Below are 14,960 nucleotides of genomic sequence, written 5' to 3' on the forward strand. Positions count from 1 at the left end.
GGATGCACGGTCAGACATCGCAGTCACCGGGCACCACGCCAGCTGAGCACAGACCAGGTGCGCCGACAACGACCAGTAGACGGTGTCGGCAGCGTCGACGATCTGCACCGTGATCCCTGCGCTTCCCGCTGGAGCGCCATCTGGATCGCACCGGACCCACCACGCCTACTCGCCCCGTCGGCGGACTGCTCATAGATCCACGACGACTGATAACGGCACGCCGGAGGGTCCTCACCATCCCACTGCCAGTTAGGCCCACTGACCCGCAAATCGAACACGTCGACGAATCGGCGGTCACCTCCACCGAATAGATCCCAGCAGCCGAAACCACCAAACCGTCCGGATCCGTTGTCGGTCATCAGCAGCCCCGGTGACGACGCCAACGCCCACTACTCCGAGGACGGCGACGTATCCTGGATGCACGCCGTCGAATACCCCCCACCCGTGCCACCAACCGCAGCCACCCACCTCTTAGCGGTCGCTTCATAGGTGAGGACATCGTTGTCCTCTACCTCCCCGGCCCCGTCGCGGTGATATCCACGTCGAGCAACTGGTGCAGGTGCTGACGAGCCGCAGGTCCCGCAGCCGACGCTCCAACGTGAGGACACGGCGCTTCACCTCGGCGATCTCAGAGACGATCGACCCGGCCATCACGCCCCCATCCACGGGGATAGCTCGATTCTGAACGCCGCGGCCGCAGGATCGACGGTCTTGCCGGCGACCCGCCACGTCGCCGCGATCTGAGACGGGCCGTCATCGACCTCGACCCGCACCCGATCCCCAACCCACAACGTCGCCACCAGATCCATACGGACCTGAGCCGACAGCGACTCCGACAGCGACGACGACGCCTGAGCCGCCGCGTAGATCGCCCGGTTCTCGAGGTCATCCGCCGACGTGCCGGTGGGGGCGGCGGAGTAGGACTGGAGGACCAGCCCACCGAACAACGTCACATCGTGGTAGGGCTCCGTGAAGCCCTCGTCGTTGGCGACCACCCACTCCGTTACCGGGTGAGTGAGGCCCGAGGTCCATGTCCCCCGGCACCACAGGCGGATTCGTGCCCTCAGCGGTGAGTGTCAGGCCGCCGGGGTCATGGGCGAACTCGCGGGTCACCCAGCAGCGCCCGACCCGCACCGCCCCGGTCAGCGCGAAGTCGCATTCGCCGTATCCGGACTCGACCACCATGCGGGCCACCTCGATGACCTGCACATCGGGACGACGCCACGATGCTTCCATTACCCCGTCGATGCTGCCGTCGATCCACGCCGACACACCAAGGTCAGAGACACGGGCGAACGCCTCCATCCACATGTCACGAACCGGGATCTCCTCGACCTCGGTCTCGGTCTCATCCATGCCAACAGAGGTGGGCGAAATCTGCGCGGACACCTTCCGCACCACCACATCCTCGGCTGCGCCGCCCTCCCCCCCGACAGACATGAACCACGAGCGCGGGATGCCGCCCGCGCCCTGAGCGGACGTGAACGTCGTGTGGATCACAGCCGTCACCCACCGGCCACGCCAGGTCACCGGCGAACACCATCCGACCCTTGTTGAGGGTCACCGGCCAGGACGCCAGCGGCGAGAGGATCACGTCACCGTCAGGGACACCGGGCTTGATCCACACCTCGGCGGTGAACCGCCAATCGGATGTCCGGTAGGAGAATTGGCCCCGGCCGTGAACGCCGTCGACGTCACGTCGAGGAACGGTGACCACTCGCGGGTACCACGGATCTGCTCACGACCCCACACCGTCTCATCGCCGTCGATCAGCCGCGCGTCTAGCCAGTACTCGGGACCCGCGACCTCGATAGTGATCGTCGGGCCAGCGATCGCACGCGACACCGACACGATCGGACCCCAATGCATCACCCGCCCGGCGTAGGAGATCTGGATCTCACGCTCGACCCGCAACAGGTCATCGGCGACGAACGAATCATCGGGGTAGGTGGCGTGATGGTCGATGACGACGGTCGCGGATGACGACCCGATCGCGTCCATCTTCTCCGACCAGGTGCACGACACGATCTGGTCCGACGGGATCTGGGCGACACGACCCGACGACCCCGCGTAGGTGATCCACACCTCCAGGTCCGCCGATGCCATCTCGGTGGAGACCGCGCCACGGGTGCCGTGGACGATGTTCCCCGCTGGGGCGGTGACAGTGATCGTCATGTCACACCGAGATCCATCGACAGGGTCAGGTCGGTGCCGTCCAAGGTCACGATCGACGCACCACCAGAGTCACGCAGCACCCACAGCGGTACGGACGTGGCGTCATCGACACCGGCCTCGAACCCGACGAACGCCGCGACCTGCTCGGCGGTGCCACACGACGCCCACACGACAGCCGACAGCGGCAGGGTCCAGCGGCCCGACGAGAACACCGGGGCACCCGTCACCAGCGACGCACGGCTGTACCCGGTGGCGACAAGCTCGCAGCCACCAAGGGCCAGGTCGGTCAAGGTCGTGTCGGTGGCGTCGAACGACCAGCCCATCCCGTGCTCGATGGCGAGCACCTTGTCATCGACGCGGGCATCCCACCCCGACGGGGTGAGCGTCTCCAGCCCGGACCGGTACCACGACACGACCAGCGCCATCAGACCACCACCGTCATCTCGCCCGTCGTCCCCAACCAGCGGAGCGACATCTCCACGTAGCCGTAAGGCAACGACGACAGCCCGTCATCGGACGTGCCCATCGGACGGCCCACGATCTCGCGGTGGCCAATCCCCGGCAGCCACAACCACAACGACCCGAGGCCTGTAGCCATCGCATCGAACTGGGCAGCCAACGCCACCCACCACGCGCCAGCGGCCGCGTCATCGCCAGGTGTCCAGATCTCGACATCCAGGCTGATGTCGAGCGGGGCCGCAACATCACGACCCACAGCCACACCACCGCTCATCGAGCGTTGGGCCGTCTGAGACGACACAGACGGGCCAAGCCCATTGACCTTCACCAACGACACCTCAGGGTTAGCGGTGCCATCCCCGCACACCAACGACCCCACCCCGAACTGGTACACACCCGACAACGGAGACGGCATTAGTGCACCACCCCCACCTTCATCAGCCGATCAAACTCGGACCCGATCAGATCGACGGTCTGCCACGGGGTAGCCGCCTCGTTCACCGTCACGTTCAGCACACGAGGACCGGCCGCCGACTTCGCTTGGCCGCGACGGTCACGCTCGTTGAACGCCGCCTGCTTGCGCTGATCCACCGCCCACTGCTCAGGCGTGAACACACGACCCGACTCGCCAGGATCTAGCCGCAGAATCTCCGGGCCGTTCTCGCCCACCGGATACACCCGGCCCGCTCCGACACGGCCACCGATCGCACGACCACCACGGTTCGCCTCATCAGTCCCAGACAAGGCGATCTCCATCGCCCGGTTGATCGCGTCCACCGCCTGGAGGCGGGTCTGAAGCTCGATCGTCCACGGGCGGGCCGTCAGAGAGTTGAGCTGCTCGGCCATCTCCAAGAGTCGCTGGCGCACCGGCGACCCCGGCTCCATCTGCCCCGCCAGTTCCAGGAGCTTGACGATCTGGCCATCTAGAGCGCCCTTCGAGTTTGCCAGCGCAGTGTCCAGCTCGGCCTGCGCTATCGCCTGCGCCACAAGTGCATCGGTGACCTTGCGCTCAGCACCTCGACCGCCGCCCTCGACTCGACCACCGCCGCCTGCTGATCCACGACGCGCTGCTGAGCGGCCGCCACCTGATCTTGGGCGTCACGGACCCGGCCAGCGGCCTCTGTCACCCGGTCGTTTGCCTCGACCACACGGGCCTGAGCATCCACGACCCGCTGGGCTAGGGCCTCCTGGACCTCGACCACACGGGCCTTCGCCTCCGCTAGCGCCTCCTCTGCCGTGCGCTCAGCATCAGCAGCCGCGGCGATCGCATCCTTCGCCGCGGTGACCTCCTCGGACTGCTCAATCCCGCGGGCCTGAGCCTCCAGCCAGCTCGTCGGCCGCCTCACCGTTGCGCTCCTGGGCCTCGGCCAGCGCATCTCAGCCCGCTCCACCCGGATCTGGAGACGCTCGCGATCCTCAGCCCATTCCTTGCGGGCCTCAGCGTTGCGCCGCTCCCGCTCGGCCACAGCATCGGCGGACTCACCAGGCTTTGCCTCGTCAATGTCAGGACCCGCGGCCAGAGCCTCACGGGCGTCCTTGAGGTCGAGGATCGCCTCGCGCTCATCGAGGACCGCACCCTTAGCCGAGACCGCCAGATCCTCCAGGACCTCAGCGGCACGCTCACGCGCCTCGGTCAAATCCCTCCTGAGCGGCCTTGCTGTCGCGCTGCGCCGACGCCAGATCCTTCTCAGCGTCAACGACTCCCTTGTGGGCGGCCCCCAGCTCCTTGGTCCCAAACTGAAGATCACGCTGTGCGTCCGCTAGGTCCTCAGCGGCCTCTACCGCCCCCTGCCTGGCGTCAGCCAGACCTTTCTCGGCGTCAGCGACACCACGGGCAGCGTCAGCCACGCCCTTACGGGCCTCGGACACGCCACGCTCAGCGTCAGCCACCCGATCCTGAGCGTCAGCCACCCCAGCCCGAGCAGACTCCACGCCCTCCTCAGCGGACCGCAGACCATCGACGGCGGACCGTGCAGCGTCAGCCGCTGCCTCCTCTGCCGCCAAGTCACGGGCCAACGCAGCCGAAGCCTCAGCGGCCCCCGCTCCCGAGGACTGGTAGCCATCCAGTGCGGCCGTCAGCTTGTCCACCGACATGATCGTCGGGTCGACACCAGTCGCCGCCAGCGCCTTCTCAGCGTCCGCCACCGACATACCAGACCGCTTAGCGGCCTCCTCTATCCGATCGGCGGCATCCTCGTACGCCTTGGCCCGACCCTTAGCCGCCTTCTTCGCCTCGGCCGTCTCGCGGTCAGCGTCGATGTCGAACAGGTCGCCAGGGTCAGGCAGGCCAGCGAACGACCCCCCAGCCTCCTTGATCGCATCACCCCACGCCCTGGTCTCAGCGGCCGTCTGGCGCAGGCCCGCAACCGTGCGACCGTTCGCCTGATCGAACTGGTCAGCCCACTGATTCGCCGCACCGCGGCCAGCAGCACCCCACTGATTCCACGCAGCAGCACCAGCCACCAGCGCACCAGCCAGCGCACCAGCGGCGACACCAGCGCCCGTCATCTTCTGCGCCGTCGTCGCCGTCTCCGACCCGTACGCACGGACAGCACCAACACCAGACCGCAACAGGCCGACACCCTCAGCGACCTTCGGCCCCAACAACCCGAGACCCACCACCAGCCCCCCTATGCCGACCACCCCGGTCTGCATCGGAGCAGGCAGCGCACCAAACGCACTCGCCAGACCCGCTATCCCCTTAGCGGCCGTAGCGGCAGCAGGCACCAGCGACGTGCCAATGGAAGCCGCACTGTTCTCTAGCTCGGCCTTCGCCCGCTTGGACGACATCGCCAACCCGTCAGCCTCCCGAGCCGCCGCCCCCGACGCCTTACCCGCGCCGGCCAGCATCAGCGAATAGGTCGCCAGCGCCTTCTCCTGGGCGGTCAGCTCACGGGCCGACGACTTGCCCGTCTCGGCCAACGCCTGCTGCTCCACTGCCGCCGCGTTGATCGTCGGAACAAACTTCTGCAAGGCGTCGTACTCGCCCCCGAACGCAGCCGTCTGCGCCTCGATCACGTCCACCGGATTCGCGTTGTGGAAGGCCGCGAAGTCACCAGCAAGGGTGATCATCGACTTAGACATCTGCGCCGACTTGGCGGCCCCGACGCCCATCTGGGTAAACAGGTTCCCGAAGGTGGATGCGGACTCCAGCGCCTCACGCTTCGACAGGGCGAGCGCCTCGGTCGCGCCCTCAGCAAACTGATTGATGATCCCCACCGACTCCCCGAATACGGCGTTCGTTTTGGCTTGCGCCTCCGCCAGCTCGCCAGCGGCTTTGGTCGACGCACCCAACACCGCCACCGTGCCGCCCAACACGATCCCGCCCGCGACCTCACGGGCGTTACTCAGTTTCGCCGCGTAATCATCGGCCGACTTACCGAGCTTGTCGCTCTCCTTGGCGGTCTTGTCCACCGCCTTGTCGACAGCCGACAACTCCTTCTGGACGCGCTTGAGAGCGGCCAGCGTCTGCTGGTCCCTCGTCGTAATGTCGATCGTGAGAGCGCGCCCCGCCACCCCCTCAGACCTCCACGGCCTCAGGCTGCACGGCAGGGAACAGCGTCAGCGACGACGCCACCAAAGCGAACGACGCCAACGCATCCACCGACCGACGGACCCACAACCAATGGACCACCGCCAGATCAGCGAGTAGCACCGCCTCGCCCCGCTCCAAGATCCCCAACACCGCAAGATCGAGGTCCTGCCCCGTCTCCATGCGGAACTGCATCGCATCCAGCCCCGTGACCTTCGCCAGGTCCACGACCTGCTCGGACCCGTCGACCGTAACCGTGATCTGACTCACTCGAACCCCCCAGGGAAAGCCGCCTTCAGAGCGGACTCGTAACCGGCCGCATACAGGGCCTCGACCTCATCGACATGGGCAGCGATCGCATCGTTGATCGCATGCGGCCCCTGACCGGCCACGCCAGCCGTCCACGAGTTCCCCACCCAGGGCGGGGCCTGCCTTGCCTGTGAATCGCGGTACCGCTCAGCCGCATACCAACCGGTCCGGCGAGACATGCCCCAGAACGCAGCCTTGGCATAACCAGGGCCACCAGAGATCGCCAGACGGGCCGTCGACTGAGTGCCACGGGCCTTGATCGCACCCGCAGCCAGGACCTGCTGACGGGTGCCAGAGCGGGCACCAGAACGAGCCCACTCCGACGCCTGCTCAGCAACCTTCTTGTTCGCCTTGCGCTGCTCGCGGGCCAGCCCCTGAGACGACGCCTTGAGGCCAGCGATCAACTCATCGAGGCCATCGACCTCGGCAGAGACCAGCGCCATCAGTACGCCGTGTCGGTGGTCTGGTACTCCAACGTCCACGCCGGATCAGTGCCGTTGTCCAGCACCCGGAACGGCAGAGGCTGTTCGGGTGTGGTGTCCAGACCGACCTTCGGGCTAGACCCGGTGAGCTGGATCAGCGGGAACGTCGCCCGAAACAGGAAGTCGAACCCAGTCTCGATCTCGGGACCGGTGAAGGTGATGATCAGATCCTCCAGCTCGGTGCCAGCAAGCCAAGCGTCCTGCCACGAATCGGAGTCGTAATCCAGCGACAGAGTGCCAGTCGGCTCCACACGGGTATTCAGCACCGGCTTCTCACGGCCACCCGCACAGATCCGCCACCGCTCCATGTCGAGCCCGGTCGGGATCGTGAAGTCAGCAGACCGCAGGCACTCAGAGTTGCCGTCGATCGACACCACACAGTCGATGTCACGGTAGACATGCGACGAAGTGGGGTAGGACGGGGTGACCGACGCGGCCGCAGTGTCGAGCGTCTTGTAGGCGAACGTCGACTTGAGGACCGGCAGGCCCTTGGGAGCCAGCGCCAGATTGAGGCTCTCGGCCATGCACCCGAGGTAGTCGTGATGGTTCACCGTGCCGCCCACATCAGCGCGGCCAGCATGGACCGTGAACGACTTGGTGGGGCCGGTCGTGGTCGGGGTGAACGTGTGGAGCCTGGTCAGAGTCGCGCCACCCGGCGTGGTGGTCGCCACAGTCGACGCCACCGACGCCAGCACCAGGCCGAGAGACTTGGCCATCAGGTCCAGGGTCAGCACATGCTGACCACCACGAGGCACAGCTACAGACCGCCCCGTCGGGGTGGCCACCGTCGCTGGGCGCATCCCACGGCTCTGGAGGTACTCCACATTCGGGGTGGCGTCATCGGTCTGGTTTTCGATGCCGCGGGTCAAAGTGGTGGCCTTGGTCCCCCACTCCACGGTCTCCTCGCCGATCGTCCAGAAGTTGTCTTGGATGCCCATATCAGCCCTCCAGGCCGGTCGGGGTGGCACCGTCCGCGGGCGCGGCGGTGAAGGCGGTCACGGCCGCCCGGACGTCAGCCACCGGAGCAGACGCGTCCACGTCGAGCCCGTTGGACTCGGCGAACTCGATGAGGTCGGACTTCTTGGCCGTCGCCGGGTCGAACGGCTGCTCGCCGTCGGCCGGCACGAAGTCGGCGCCCAGCGTCGCCACCAGTGCGTCGTCGAGGTCGAGCACCTGGCCCGGGACGGGCACGAACGGATCCGCCCCGTTCGGGCTGAAGATGTACCCGGCAGGGCCGGTGTAGCGGACACGCATAGCGTGGTCTCCTTGGTGAAGGTCAGGACAGGCGGGCGGTCACTTCGACCGTCACGCGAGCGGTACCGATCGGGCCCTCGGGGGTCTGGCCGCACGACATCGACTTCGACGCAACCCACGACATGAGGACCCCGTCCAAATCGGTGAGCGTCGGCGCCTCAGCCAACGTGTCTTGGATCGCTGCCACGATCTCCGACAGGCGGGACATGGTGGCGTCCAGGTCGCGTTGCTCGGTCACGATGACCAGCAACGGCAGCGTGAACTCCTCGTCACGCTTCTGGCGTCCCTGCGTCATGACGGGCCGGTCCTCCGTGGAGGACAGTTCGTCGATGAACACCATCTCCGCTTTGCGGTTCAGGTCACCAGGCCACCCGGGCTCGACCGCCACCTTGCCGCGCAGGGTGTTGTGATCACGGAGCAGGTCGACGATGTGCTGGGCGCACAACCACCAGACGGTTGTGGTCGGCTCAGCCACCGTACCGGAAGTCCCGTTCGGCGTTCAGCGCAGCATCGATGTCCAAGTACCCGGTCGGCCGGCCAGCGGCCCAGTCGGGGGTGGAGTAGCGGGTGGTGCCACCGTCGAAGTTCTGTGACAGGACGTCACGGCTGGTGCCGGACTGTGAGTTGACGACACGGCGCATCACGTACGCGGCACACGCGGCCAGGATCCCCTCGGGGGTTGTCGCCATGCCGTGGGTGTATTCGACCGTCACCCACCCGTTGCGGTCGACGAACATGCACCCGCGGGCAGCGTCCAGGTCGTCGGTGTCGAACGAGATGGCGTTCGAGTCCGAGTCCTCGACGGACACGATCGACAGGATCTGCACGTGAGGCAACTCGAGGACGCCCCGGCGTGGGCGGCCGACGTGGGTGGCCTCGCGGGTCGTGAACCCGACACCCCGGTACCGTTCAGCCAGCGCCTCGAACTCGGCGACGAGACGTTCGATCTCGTCGTCTGAGACGTCAGTGATGCGCGGTTGCCGGACGCGAACCTGCGCCGCCGTGAGGTACGGAACCTCAGCCATCTTCTTCCACCGTCGTGGTCTTGGGCTTACGGGTGGGGCGCTTCACCGGTTCAGCCGGAACCGCGGTGGGGTACGTGGGCTGGACCGGCTCGAACAGTTCGGAACGGCCGGCCACGATCGGGTCGGTGGTCGTGAAGATCGCACCCGACGGGTACACCCGGCGACCGACAGCGAACGGCACCTTGGCGCGAAGAAGATCAGCCACAACGAACCTCCAGGGGTCAATGTGAGGGGTGAGGGGTCCTGGCCCGCCCTGTTGAGGGGCAGGGCGGGCCAGGGGACTAGCCGGGCTGGATCAGGCCGTGGTCGGCAGGTCCAGCAGCGTGAACGCGGAATCGTTGATCGAGTCCGCACCCACACGCCAGAAGGCGTACAAGCCGCGCTGGCCGGTCAGGGCGCCGTCACCGTTCACACGGTGCGGCACGTACTCCACCGACAGGCCCACCCGATCAGCGATCAGGTAGTTCTGGAAGTCGCCGAGCACCATGATGTAGTTGTTGGCCGTGGCGGCGGCGCTGTACGCACCGTCCATCGCGGACGACTCGTACACCGGGTAGCCGATGAGCTCGGGTGGGAGGCCGGCACCCAGCCGCTCCCACAGGGAAGCGCCACCGGCGGTGTCGAACTGGCGGATCAGGTTGTAGATCGCCTTGTTGGCGACCCACTTGGCGTTCTGCCGGTACCGGTCGCCGAGGGCGTTCTCAACGGCGTAGATGTCCGCGACCACCAGGGCCTCCGAGGTGGAGACGTTGATCTCCGAGGAGGTGCCAGCGAGGGCGGTCACGATGCCGTAGGGCTCGTTCGAGCCGTTGCCGGCGCCGACGGCGAACTTGGTCGCCTCCAGGTTGTCCTTCGCGTCGGCGAAGAGCCGCAGCATCTCGGAACCGAACTGGGCCCAGTCCTGGCCGATCTCGATCGAGTAGTCGACGGAGGCGTGGGCCTTGTGGACGGTCACGGACGGCTGGGCGAGGGTGGGGGCACCGTCGGACACGGCGGCGGCCTCAGCGGCGAACGCAGCGGTGACCCCGGCCGAGCTGACACCGTTCCAGGTGTCGGTGGTGACCGGGACGACCCGGGAGATCTGCCGGAACGGGTTGGTCGACCCGTCGCTGGTGAGGATCACCGTGGGGTCGAGAGTGAACGGCACGGCGTAGCCACCGGCGTTGTCGGTGAGCGACGCGGCACGGGACCAGGCGGCGGCCTCGTCGGGGGTGAAGGCGTCACGCTGACCGGCCGCGTACTTCGAGAAGGCGTCACGGTAGGTGTCCGAACCGGTGGCGGCGATACGGATCGCCACCGTCGGGTCGAGGGTGCGGACCAGGCGCTCGGCCTGCTCGCGGTGAGCGTCACCCAGGCCTTCGACCTGCTCGATGGCACGCAGGCCACGGGAACGGATCTCCTGCGGGGTGGCGTCGAAGCGGAGGTCGGACAGGTCGAAGGCGTCGCGCTTGGCGATCATCTCCGGGGCGCCCGAGAAGCCGGGGGTCACGTTGGTGGTGTGCGAGGCGAGCCGTTCGACCTGCTCGGCCCGGGCCAGCAGCCCCTCCAGGCGGGTGATCTCGGCGGTGCCAGCATCCCAGCGGGCCTGCTCGTCGGCGGTCAGGGCCTCGGCGGCGCTGCGCTCGGAGGCGTCGGTGAGGGTGGCGCCACGGGTGACGGCCCCCTCGTGGATGTCACGGAGGCAGGCAGCCAGATAGGCCAGGGCCTCACGGAGTTCGGTGGTGGTCATGGGTTGGTCCCTCCAGGGATCAGAAGTGCGAGCGCCCGGGACCGGGCGTCGGTGGAAAGACCGGAGTGCGTCAGCGGCTCCAGGTCGGGGCCGGCGGGTGCCTCCTCCGAGGTGCCGAGAACGGCGGCGTCGGGGGCGGGACTGCCAAGAACAGGGAGGGCGCGGGCCAGCGCGGCCAGCGCCTCGGGATCGACTGTCAGTGCGGCGATCAGGTCAGTGATGTCGGTATCACCGGTGCGGACGCCAGCGATCAGGGCGCCGTCGTAGGCCGGGAACGACACGGCCGACACCTCATCAAGACGGGCCTCCAAGCGTTCGACCATCGAACGGTCCTGGTTCCAACGGTCACGGACCGGACGGAACCCGATCGACAGCGCGTCGAGGGCCCCGTCCCTGATGAGCTCGAGCGCCTCGTCCCCTGCCTGGGTGGCCGAGACATGGAACTCTGCGTACAGGCCGGCGCCGTCCTCACGGAGCAGCGCCGCCCGGCCGAGCGGCATCGAACGGCGGTCGTGTTGGGCGAGGAACTTCACCCGGTCGCCACGCTCCCGGATCGTCTTGGCGAACGCGCCACGACGGAACACCTCGGTGTAGGAACCGGAGGCGTCACGGATCGGCGTCGGCGCGTCGAACGGGACAGCGATCCCCACGACGGTTCGACCGTCGCCACGGATCTCCAGATCTGCCTGGTGGGCGCGGTTGAGGAACACCTCATCCATAGGGGGTCACTTCCTCTCATGTGAGGTGGGGGGTTAGACGCCAGCAGTGGTGCCGGGCGACTGCATCTGCACCGACAACAGGCCGGTGTGCTTGAGCAGCGAGAAGTTGCGGGACTTGACCGCCTGCTTCACCGACTCAGGGTCGAACCCGCCGTCGGTGAGGGTGCGAATCGTGGTCGCATCCGCCGCGAAGATCTCGGCCTCGTCCCGCTGGTCCTCTTGCAAGAACGAGATGTGCTGGTCGTCGTACCAGAGCCGGGCCCCGGAGCGGGGCGATATCACGGACTCCAGGGCCGCGGCAGCGTCGCCCCACGCCGGTCGAGCGAAGATGTCAGCGAAGTGACGTCGGGCCTGGCCGTAGTTGCTGTACGTCGCCGCCCCGAGCCCTTCGGACAGGCCGGCGATGATCGGCGGCACCTGCGCAGCAGACGCAAGGCGTGTCTCCCCCGCGCCCTGCGTCGCCTTGAAGTCGAGCTGCTTGAGGTCGGCGCCCACCACTTTCACGTCTGCGCCGCCAGCCAGCCACAGCGTCCGGTAGGCGTTCCGGGCCCCTTCGTTGTCTCGCATCGCCTCGATGAAGTCGAGTGCGTCCTTCTTGGTGAGCGCCTTGTCCAGACTGACGGCGAGGTTCGGGGTCGCCGCGTTCTCGAAGAACTTGGCCTTGTGCTCCGTGGCCCCCATGTCCGCTTCGACCTCACGGATCACCGGAGTGATCCACGACATGCCCCGCCAGTTCGCATCAGGATCAGGGGTCGGCGCGTAGTGGATGATCTCATCAGGCCAGAAGATCTGCGGCTCACCTTGGCCGACGCAGCCGGAACGCCAAAATAGGTAAGCGACCGGTTCGGCGTCAGGATCGTCTGGAAGGTTCGACGGGGACCCAGTGACGATCGACACCAGCGTGGGCCGCAGGCGTCGAATCCGGGGACCTGAGGGGGTGTCACGGCGCACCCCGTAGAACTGGCCGGCCAACGACGCATCCTGTTCCATGCGGGCCAGCAGATCCGAAGTCGTCCCGTTCAGCCACGGCCGTTCCAACAGGTCAAGATCAGCGGTGCCGAACATCTCGCCGGGGGTGCCGTTGTCCAGGCGCTGCCACTGGAACCGGGCCTGCTTAAACAGGGCGACTCGGGCAGCGATCAGCCCGAACACCACCCCATCACGCTTGTAGATGCCGCGGACGTAGCCCTCGAAGTTGTTGGGGATCGGCTCGACCGACTGCTTGCCCCACGTCGTATGGACCGGGTTCATACTCATGGGGTCCAAGCCAGCGAACGGCACCCACGAAGCCAGGTCCACCAGGGCCCGCTCCTCGGTGCGGCCACCACGCAGACGGTCGATACGGCGCATCAGCCCTCGCCCAACAGGAACCACGCAGCCCCGCAACCAGCACCAGCCGCGGCCAAGCCAAGCGACGGTACCACCAGCCATCCAGCGGCCGTCAAGAGCGCCACAGCGGCAAGCAACAGCAGATCAAGCAGCTTCACCGGGCACCTCCTCAGGCGTAGACAGCCAGGGCGTAGCCCTGGTCACTGGACAGATGCCCATGCCGGGCCAGTACCGCACCCACCAGGGGGCACATGTCGTGATCACCCTTGCGGTCGATCAGCCAAGTATCACCAGCGGGGCGCTTCTTCGCCCACCCGACCGCGCTGTTCAGCTCGGCCCGGTCACGGTGCACAACCTCGGCCTCGGCCACAGCATCGAAGAACTCGGCCGTCGCACGCTTCACATCAGCGAACGCCACCCGCTCAACATCAACCCCAGCAGCCTCGAGCGCATCGATCAGCGGACCAGCAGGCCCACCCTCGTCGACGATCACCGCCACAACACCGCCACGACCCACGAGCTCGGCGGCCTCAGCGACGACCCAGCCGACACCGGCGCCATGCGCCACCACCTCGACACCCACGCCGCCCTCGCGGCACTCACCGGCGGCGACGATCGCAGCAGCCGAACGATCAGGGCGCACCTCAACCGCGAGCGTCACGTCCCCGACCAGCCAGCCCGGCTTCACAGATGCGGCCTCAGGCTCACCCGTGCGGCAACGACGCCACACATCCTCAGCGATGACCAGCCACTCAGGCACCGGTTCGGCGTCAGGCTCCGGCCAGACCCCCATCGCTTCCCGCCGCCACGAGTCAACGTCAGGGATGTTCTCACGCATCCGCATCATCGACTCAGGCGGGGTACGAAGCGGGAACGACGGGTTCATGATCGGCCACTGCGACTGATCGTCGGGATCGGCGTCGGGATCGGCGCCTATCTCGACGTAGAGCTGGTCCTTCGTCTTGCCGGCCAACGCAGCCGCACGCTTCGCCGTGAACGCCTCGCCATCATCGTTCGGACGAGGTGGCGTCCCAATGAAGAACACCAGCGCACCGTGCGGGTGCCTGGCCTGGTTCGTCGCCGGCACCATGTCCTCAAGCGCCTTGAGACTCAGGATCTGCGCCTCGTCGAACACCTCGATGTCGATGGCATCCATGCCACGACCGAACCCGTGCTCACGGGCCCCGAACATGATGATCGACCCGTTACGAAACCGGATCTCCTGCTCGCCGTTCGCGGTGCGGATCCCATTCGGAGCCAGCAGCCCCGCCATCTTCGACCGGGACACCATCGCCTGCATCGCCCGAAAGGTGTTCGTCGTCGTGCGGGCGTGATGTGACGTCCAGATCACCCGCAACCCAGGGAACTCCGCAGCCAAACCGATCAGCAGGTTCCCAACCGTGAACGTCTTACCGACCTGCCGGGGGATGGACGCCACCACCCCGCCGATCGTCGCCGCGTACTTCCCGTCCGCACGGCACCCGAGCGCCGCAGATGAGAAGCCCTGCTGCCACAGATCGAACTCCACACCCACCGAAGTGAGCAGGCGCTCCACCCTCGGCCACACCGACGTCTTGATCCCATCAGGGATCACCAGATGCCGGGCAGCCTCAGATAGCCGAAGCGTCGAACGAGTCGCCAACGTCGTCGGCCTCCTCGCCGTGCCCGTCAACCTGAGCCGACAGCGTCTTGATCTTCTCGATGATGTCGTCGAGCCGCTTCGTCAACGCAGCCAGGTCACGCGGCGAACACGCCGGATCCGTGACAGCCACAGCCACCCGATCCCGGGTCGCGATCAACGTCGCCAACTGGTCGCCAGACGCCGCAGCCTCCGCAACGTTGAGCTTCTTCGGCGCCGCCTTCTCGCCAGGCTTCACCGACCGGAGTTCCTTGGCAACAGCCACAACACACCTCCAGGGGGTTGGGAAACCACGGGGAGAGATCCGC

Annotated in this window: 21 protein-coding genes; all 21 read right to left on the bottom strand. The window is 67.0% G+C overall.

Going from position 1 to position 14,960, the window contains the following annotated elements:
* Positions 1-650: 650 nt before the first annotated feature.
* Positions 651-947 carry a hypothetical protein gene (locus tag IPG97_16820; protein ID MBK6858162.1) on the bottom strand — a complete coding sequence of 99 codons (297 nt, stop codon included), beginning with the start codon at positions 945-947 and terminating at the stop codon, positions 651-653.
* Positions 886-1,530 (bottom strand): hypothetical protein, encoded by a 645-nt coding sequence (locus tag IPG97_16825; protein ID MBK6858163.1) that lies wholly within the window; start codon positions 1,528-1,530, stop codon positions 886-888. Before IPG97_16825 ends, IPG97_16820 begins: the two co-directional genes overlap by 62 nt.
* A gap of 60 nt (positions 1,531-1,590) precedes the next feature.
* The gene (locus IPG97_16830) at positions 1,591-2,175 is read right to left on the bottom strand and encodes a hypothetical protein (GenBank protein ID MBK6858164.1); all 585 of its coding nucleotides are present in this window, start codon (positions 2,173-2,175) and stop codon (positions 1,591-1,593) included.
* Complete coding sequence (locus IPG97_16835) at positions 2,172-2,600, bottom strand: hypothetical protein (GenBank protein ID MBK6858165.1); 429 nt, start codon at positions 2,598-2,600, stop codon at positions 2,172-2,174. Before IPG97_16835 ends, IPG97_16830 begins: the two co-directional genes overlap by 4 nt.
* Positions 2,600-3,049: a hypothetical protein gene (locus tag IPG97_16840; GenBank protein MBK6858166.1), complete on the bottom strand. Its 450-nt coding sequence runs from the start codon at positions 3,047-3,049 to the stop codon at positions 2,600-2,602. Before IPG97_16840 ends, IPG97_16835 begins: the two co-directional genes overlap by 1 nt.
* On the bottom strand, positions 3,049-3,621 hold the full coding sequence (locus IPG97_16845) for a hypothetical protein (protein ID MBK6858167.1): 573 nt from the start codon (positions 3,619-3,621) through the stop codon (positions 3,049-3,051). Before IPG97_16845 ends, IPG97_16840 begins: the two co-directional genes overlap by 1 nt.
* A complete protein-coding gene (locus IPG97_16850) occupies positions 3,606-4,271 on the bottom strand; it encodes a hypothetical protein (protein MBK6858168.1) in 666 nt (221 codons plus the stop codon). The genes IPG97_16845 and IPG97_16850 overlap by 16 nt, the downstream gene beginning before the upstream one ends.
* The gene (locus tag IPG97_16855) at positions 4,255-6,150 is read right to left on the bottom strand and encodes a hypothetical protein (protein MBK6858169.1); all 1,896 of its coding nucleotides are present in this window, start codon (positions 6,148-6,150) and stop codon (positions 4,255-4,257) included. Before IPG97_16855 ends, IPG97_16850 begins: the two co-directional genes overlap by 17 nt.
* 4 nt (positions 6,151-6,154) lie before the next feature.
* Positions 6,155-6,436: a hypothetical protein gene (locus IPG97_16860; GenBank protein ID MBK6858170.1), complete on the bottom strand. Its 282-nt coding sequence runs from the start codon at positions 6,434-6,436 to the stop codon at positions 6,155-6,157.
* The gene (locus IPG97_16865) at positions 6,433-6,918 is read right to left on the bottom strand and encodes a hypothetical protein (protein MBK6858171.1); all 486 of its coding nucleotides are present in this window, start codon (positions 6,916-6,918) and stop codon (positions 6,433-6,435) included. The genes IPG97_16860 and IPG97_16865 overlap by 4 nt, the downstream gene beginning before the upstream one ends.
* Positions 6,918-7,895 (bottom strand): hypothetical protein, encoded by a 978-nt coding sequence (locus IPG97_16870; GenBank protein MBK6858172.1) that lies wholly within the window; start codon positions 7,893-7,895, stop codon positions 6,918-6,920. The genes IPG97_16865 and IPG97_16870 overlap by 1 nt, the downstream gene beginning before the upstream one ends.
* A gap of 1 nt (position 7,896) precedes the next feature.
* Entirely contained in the window at positions 7,897-8,211 is a 315-nt protein-coding gene (locus IPG97_16875; protein ID MBK6858173.1) for a hypothetical protein, read from the bottom strand.
* 22 nt (positions 8,212-8,233) lie between these two features.
* Positions 8,234-8,686 carry a hypothetical protein gene (locus IPG97_16880; GenBank protein ID MBK6858174.1) on the bottom strand — a complete coding sequence of 151 codons (453 nt, stop codon included), beginning with the start codon at positions 8,684-8,686 and terminating at the stop codon, positions 8,234-8,236.
* Positions 8,679-9,236 (bottom strand): hypothetical protein, encoded by a 558-nt coding sequence (locus tag IPG97_16885; GenBank protein ID MBK6858175.1) that lies wholly within the window; start codon positions 9,234-9,236, stop codon positions 8,679-8,681. The genes IPG97_16880 and IPG97_16885 overlap by 8 nt, the downstream gene beginning before the upstream one ends.
* On the bottom strand, positions 9,229-9,441 hold the full coding sequence (locus IPG97_16890) for a hypothetical protein (protein MBK6858176.1): 213 nt from the start codon (positions 9,439-9,441) through the stop codon (positions 9,229-9,231). The genes IPG97_16885 and IPG97_16890 overlap by 8 nt, the downstream gene beginning before the upstream one ends.
* A 90-nt stretch (positions 9,442-9,531) precedes the next feature.
* Entirely contained in the window at positions 9,532-10,965 is a 1,434-nt protein-coding gene (locus tag IPG97_16895) for a phage major capsid protein (protein ID MBK6858177.1), read from the bottom strand.
* Entirely contained in the window at positions 10,962-11,684 is a 723-nt protein-coding gene (locus tag IPG97_16900) for an HK97 family phage prohead protease (protein ID MBK6858178.1), read from the bottom strand. Before IPG97_16900 ends, IPG97_16895 begins: the two co-directional genes overlap by 4 nt.
* A 33-nt stretch (positions 11,685-11,717) precedes the next feature.
* The gene (locus tag IPG97_16905) at positions 11,718-13,034 is read right to left on the bottom strand and encodes a phage portal protein (GenBank protein ID MBK6858179.1); all 1,317 of its coding nucleotides are present in this window, start codon (positions 13,032-13,034) and stop codon (positions 11,718-11,720) included.
* Positions 13,034-13,171 carry a hypothetical protein gene (locus IPG97_16910; GenBank protein MBK6858180.1) on the bottom strand — a complete coding sequence of 46 codons (138 nt, stop codon included), beginning with the start codon at positions 13,169-13,171 and terminating at the stop codon, positions 13,034-13,036. Before IPG97_16910 ends, IPG97_16905 begins: the two co-directional genes overlap by 1 nt.
* Positions 13,172-13,182: 11 nt before the next feature.
* On the bottom strand, positions 13,183-14,607 hold the full coding sequence (locus tag IPG97_16915; protein MBK6858181.1) for a terminase: 1,425 nt from the start codon (positions 14,605-14,607) through the stop codon (positions 13,183-13,185).
* 16 nt (positions 14,608-14,623) lie between these two features.
* A complete protein-coding gene (locus IPG97_16920) occupies positions 14,624-14,890 on the bottom strand; it encodes a hypothetical protein (GenBank protein MBK6858182.1) in 267 nt (88 codons plus the stop codon).
* Positions 14,891-14,960: the final 70 nt, after the last annotated feature.

It is taken from the genome of Microthrixaceae bacterium (assembly GCA_016702505.1).
In the GTDB taxonomy this organism is placed as follows: Bacteria; Actinomycetota; Acidimicrobiia; order Acidimicrobiales; family Iamiaceae; genus Aquihabitans.

Excerpts from the sequence above, each read along its gene's own strand:
- IPG97_16865 (MBK6858171.1), bottom strand. The coding sequence starts at position 6,918 with ATGGCGCTGGTCTCTGCCGAGGTCGATGGCCTCGATGAGTTGATCGCT.
- IPG97_16835 (MBK6858165.1), bottom strand. The coding sequence starts at position 2,600 with ATGGCGCTGGTCGTGTCGTGGTACCGGTCCGGGCTGGAGACGCTCACC.
- IPG97_16905 (MBK6858179.1), bottom strand. The coding sequence starts at position 13,034 with ATGCGCCGTATCGACCGTCTGCGTGGTGGCCGCACCGAGGAGCGGGCC.
- IPG97_16900 (MBK6858178.1), bottom strand. The coding sequence starts at position 11,684 with ATGGATGAGGTGTTCCTCAACCGCGCCCACCAGGCAGATCTGGAGATC.
- IPG97_16895 (MBK6858177.1), bottom strand. The coding sequence starts at position 10,965 with ATGACCACCACCGAACTCCGTGAGGCCCTGGCCTATCTGGCTGCCTGC.
- IPG97_16885 (MBK6858175.1), bottom strand. The coding sequence starts at position 9,236 with ATGGCTGAGGTTCCGTACCTCACGGCGGCGCAGGTTCGCGTCCGGCAA.
- IPG97_16875 (MBK6858173.1), bottom strand. The coding sequence starts at position 8,211 with ATGCGTGTCCGCTACACCGGCCCTGCCGGGTACATCTTCAGCCCGAAC.
- IPG97_16830 (MBK6858164.1), bottom strand. The coding sequence starts at position 2,175 with ATGACGATCACTGTCACCGCCCCAGCGGGGAACATCGTCCACGGCACC.
- IPG97_16870 (MBK6858172.1), bottom strand. The coding sequence starts at position 7,895 with ATGGGCATCCAAGACAACTTCTGGACGATCGGCGAGGAGACCGTGGAG.
- IPG97_16840 (MBK6858166.1), bottom strand. The coding sequence starts at position 3,049 with ATGCCGTCTCCGTTGTCGGGTGTGTACCAGTTCGGGGTGGGGTCGTTG.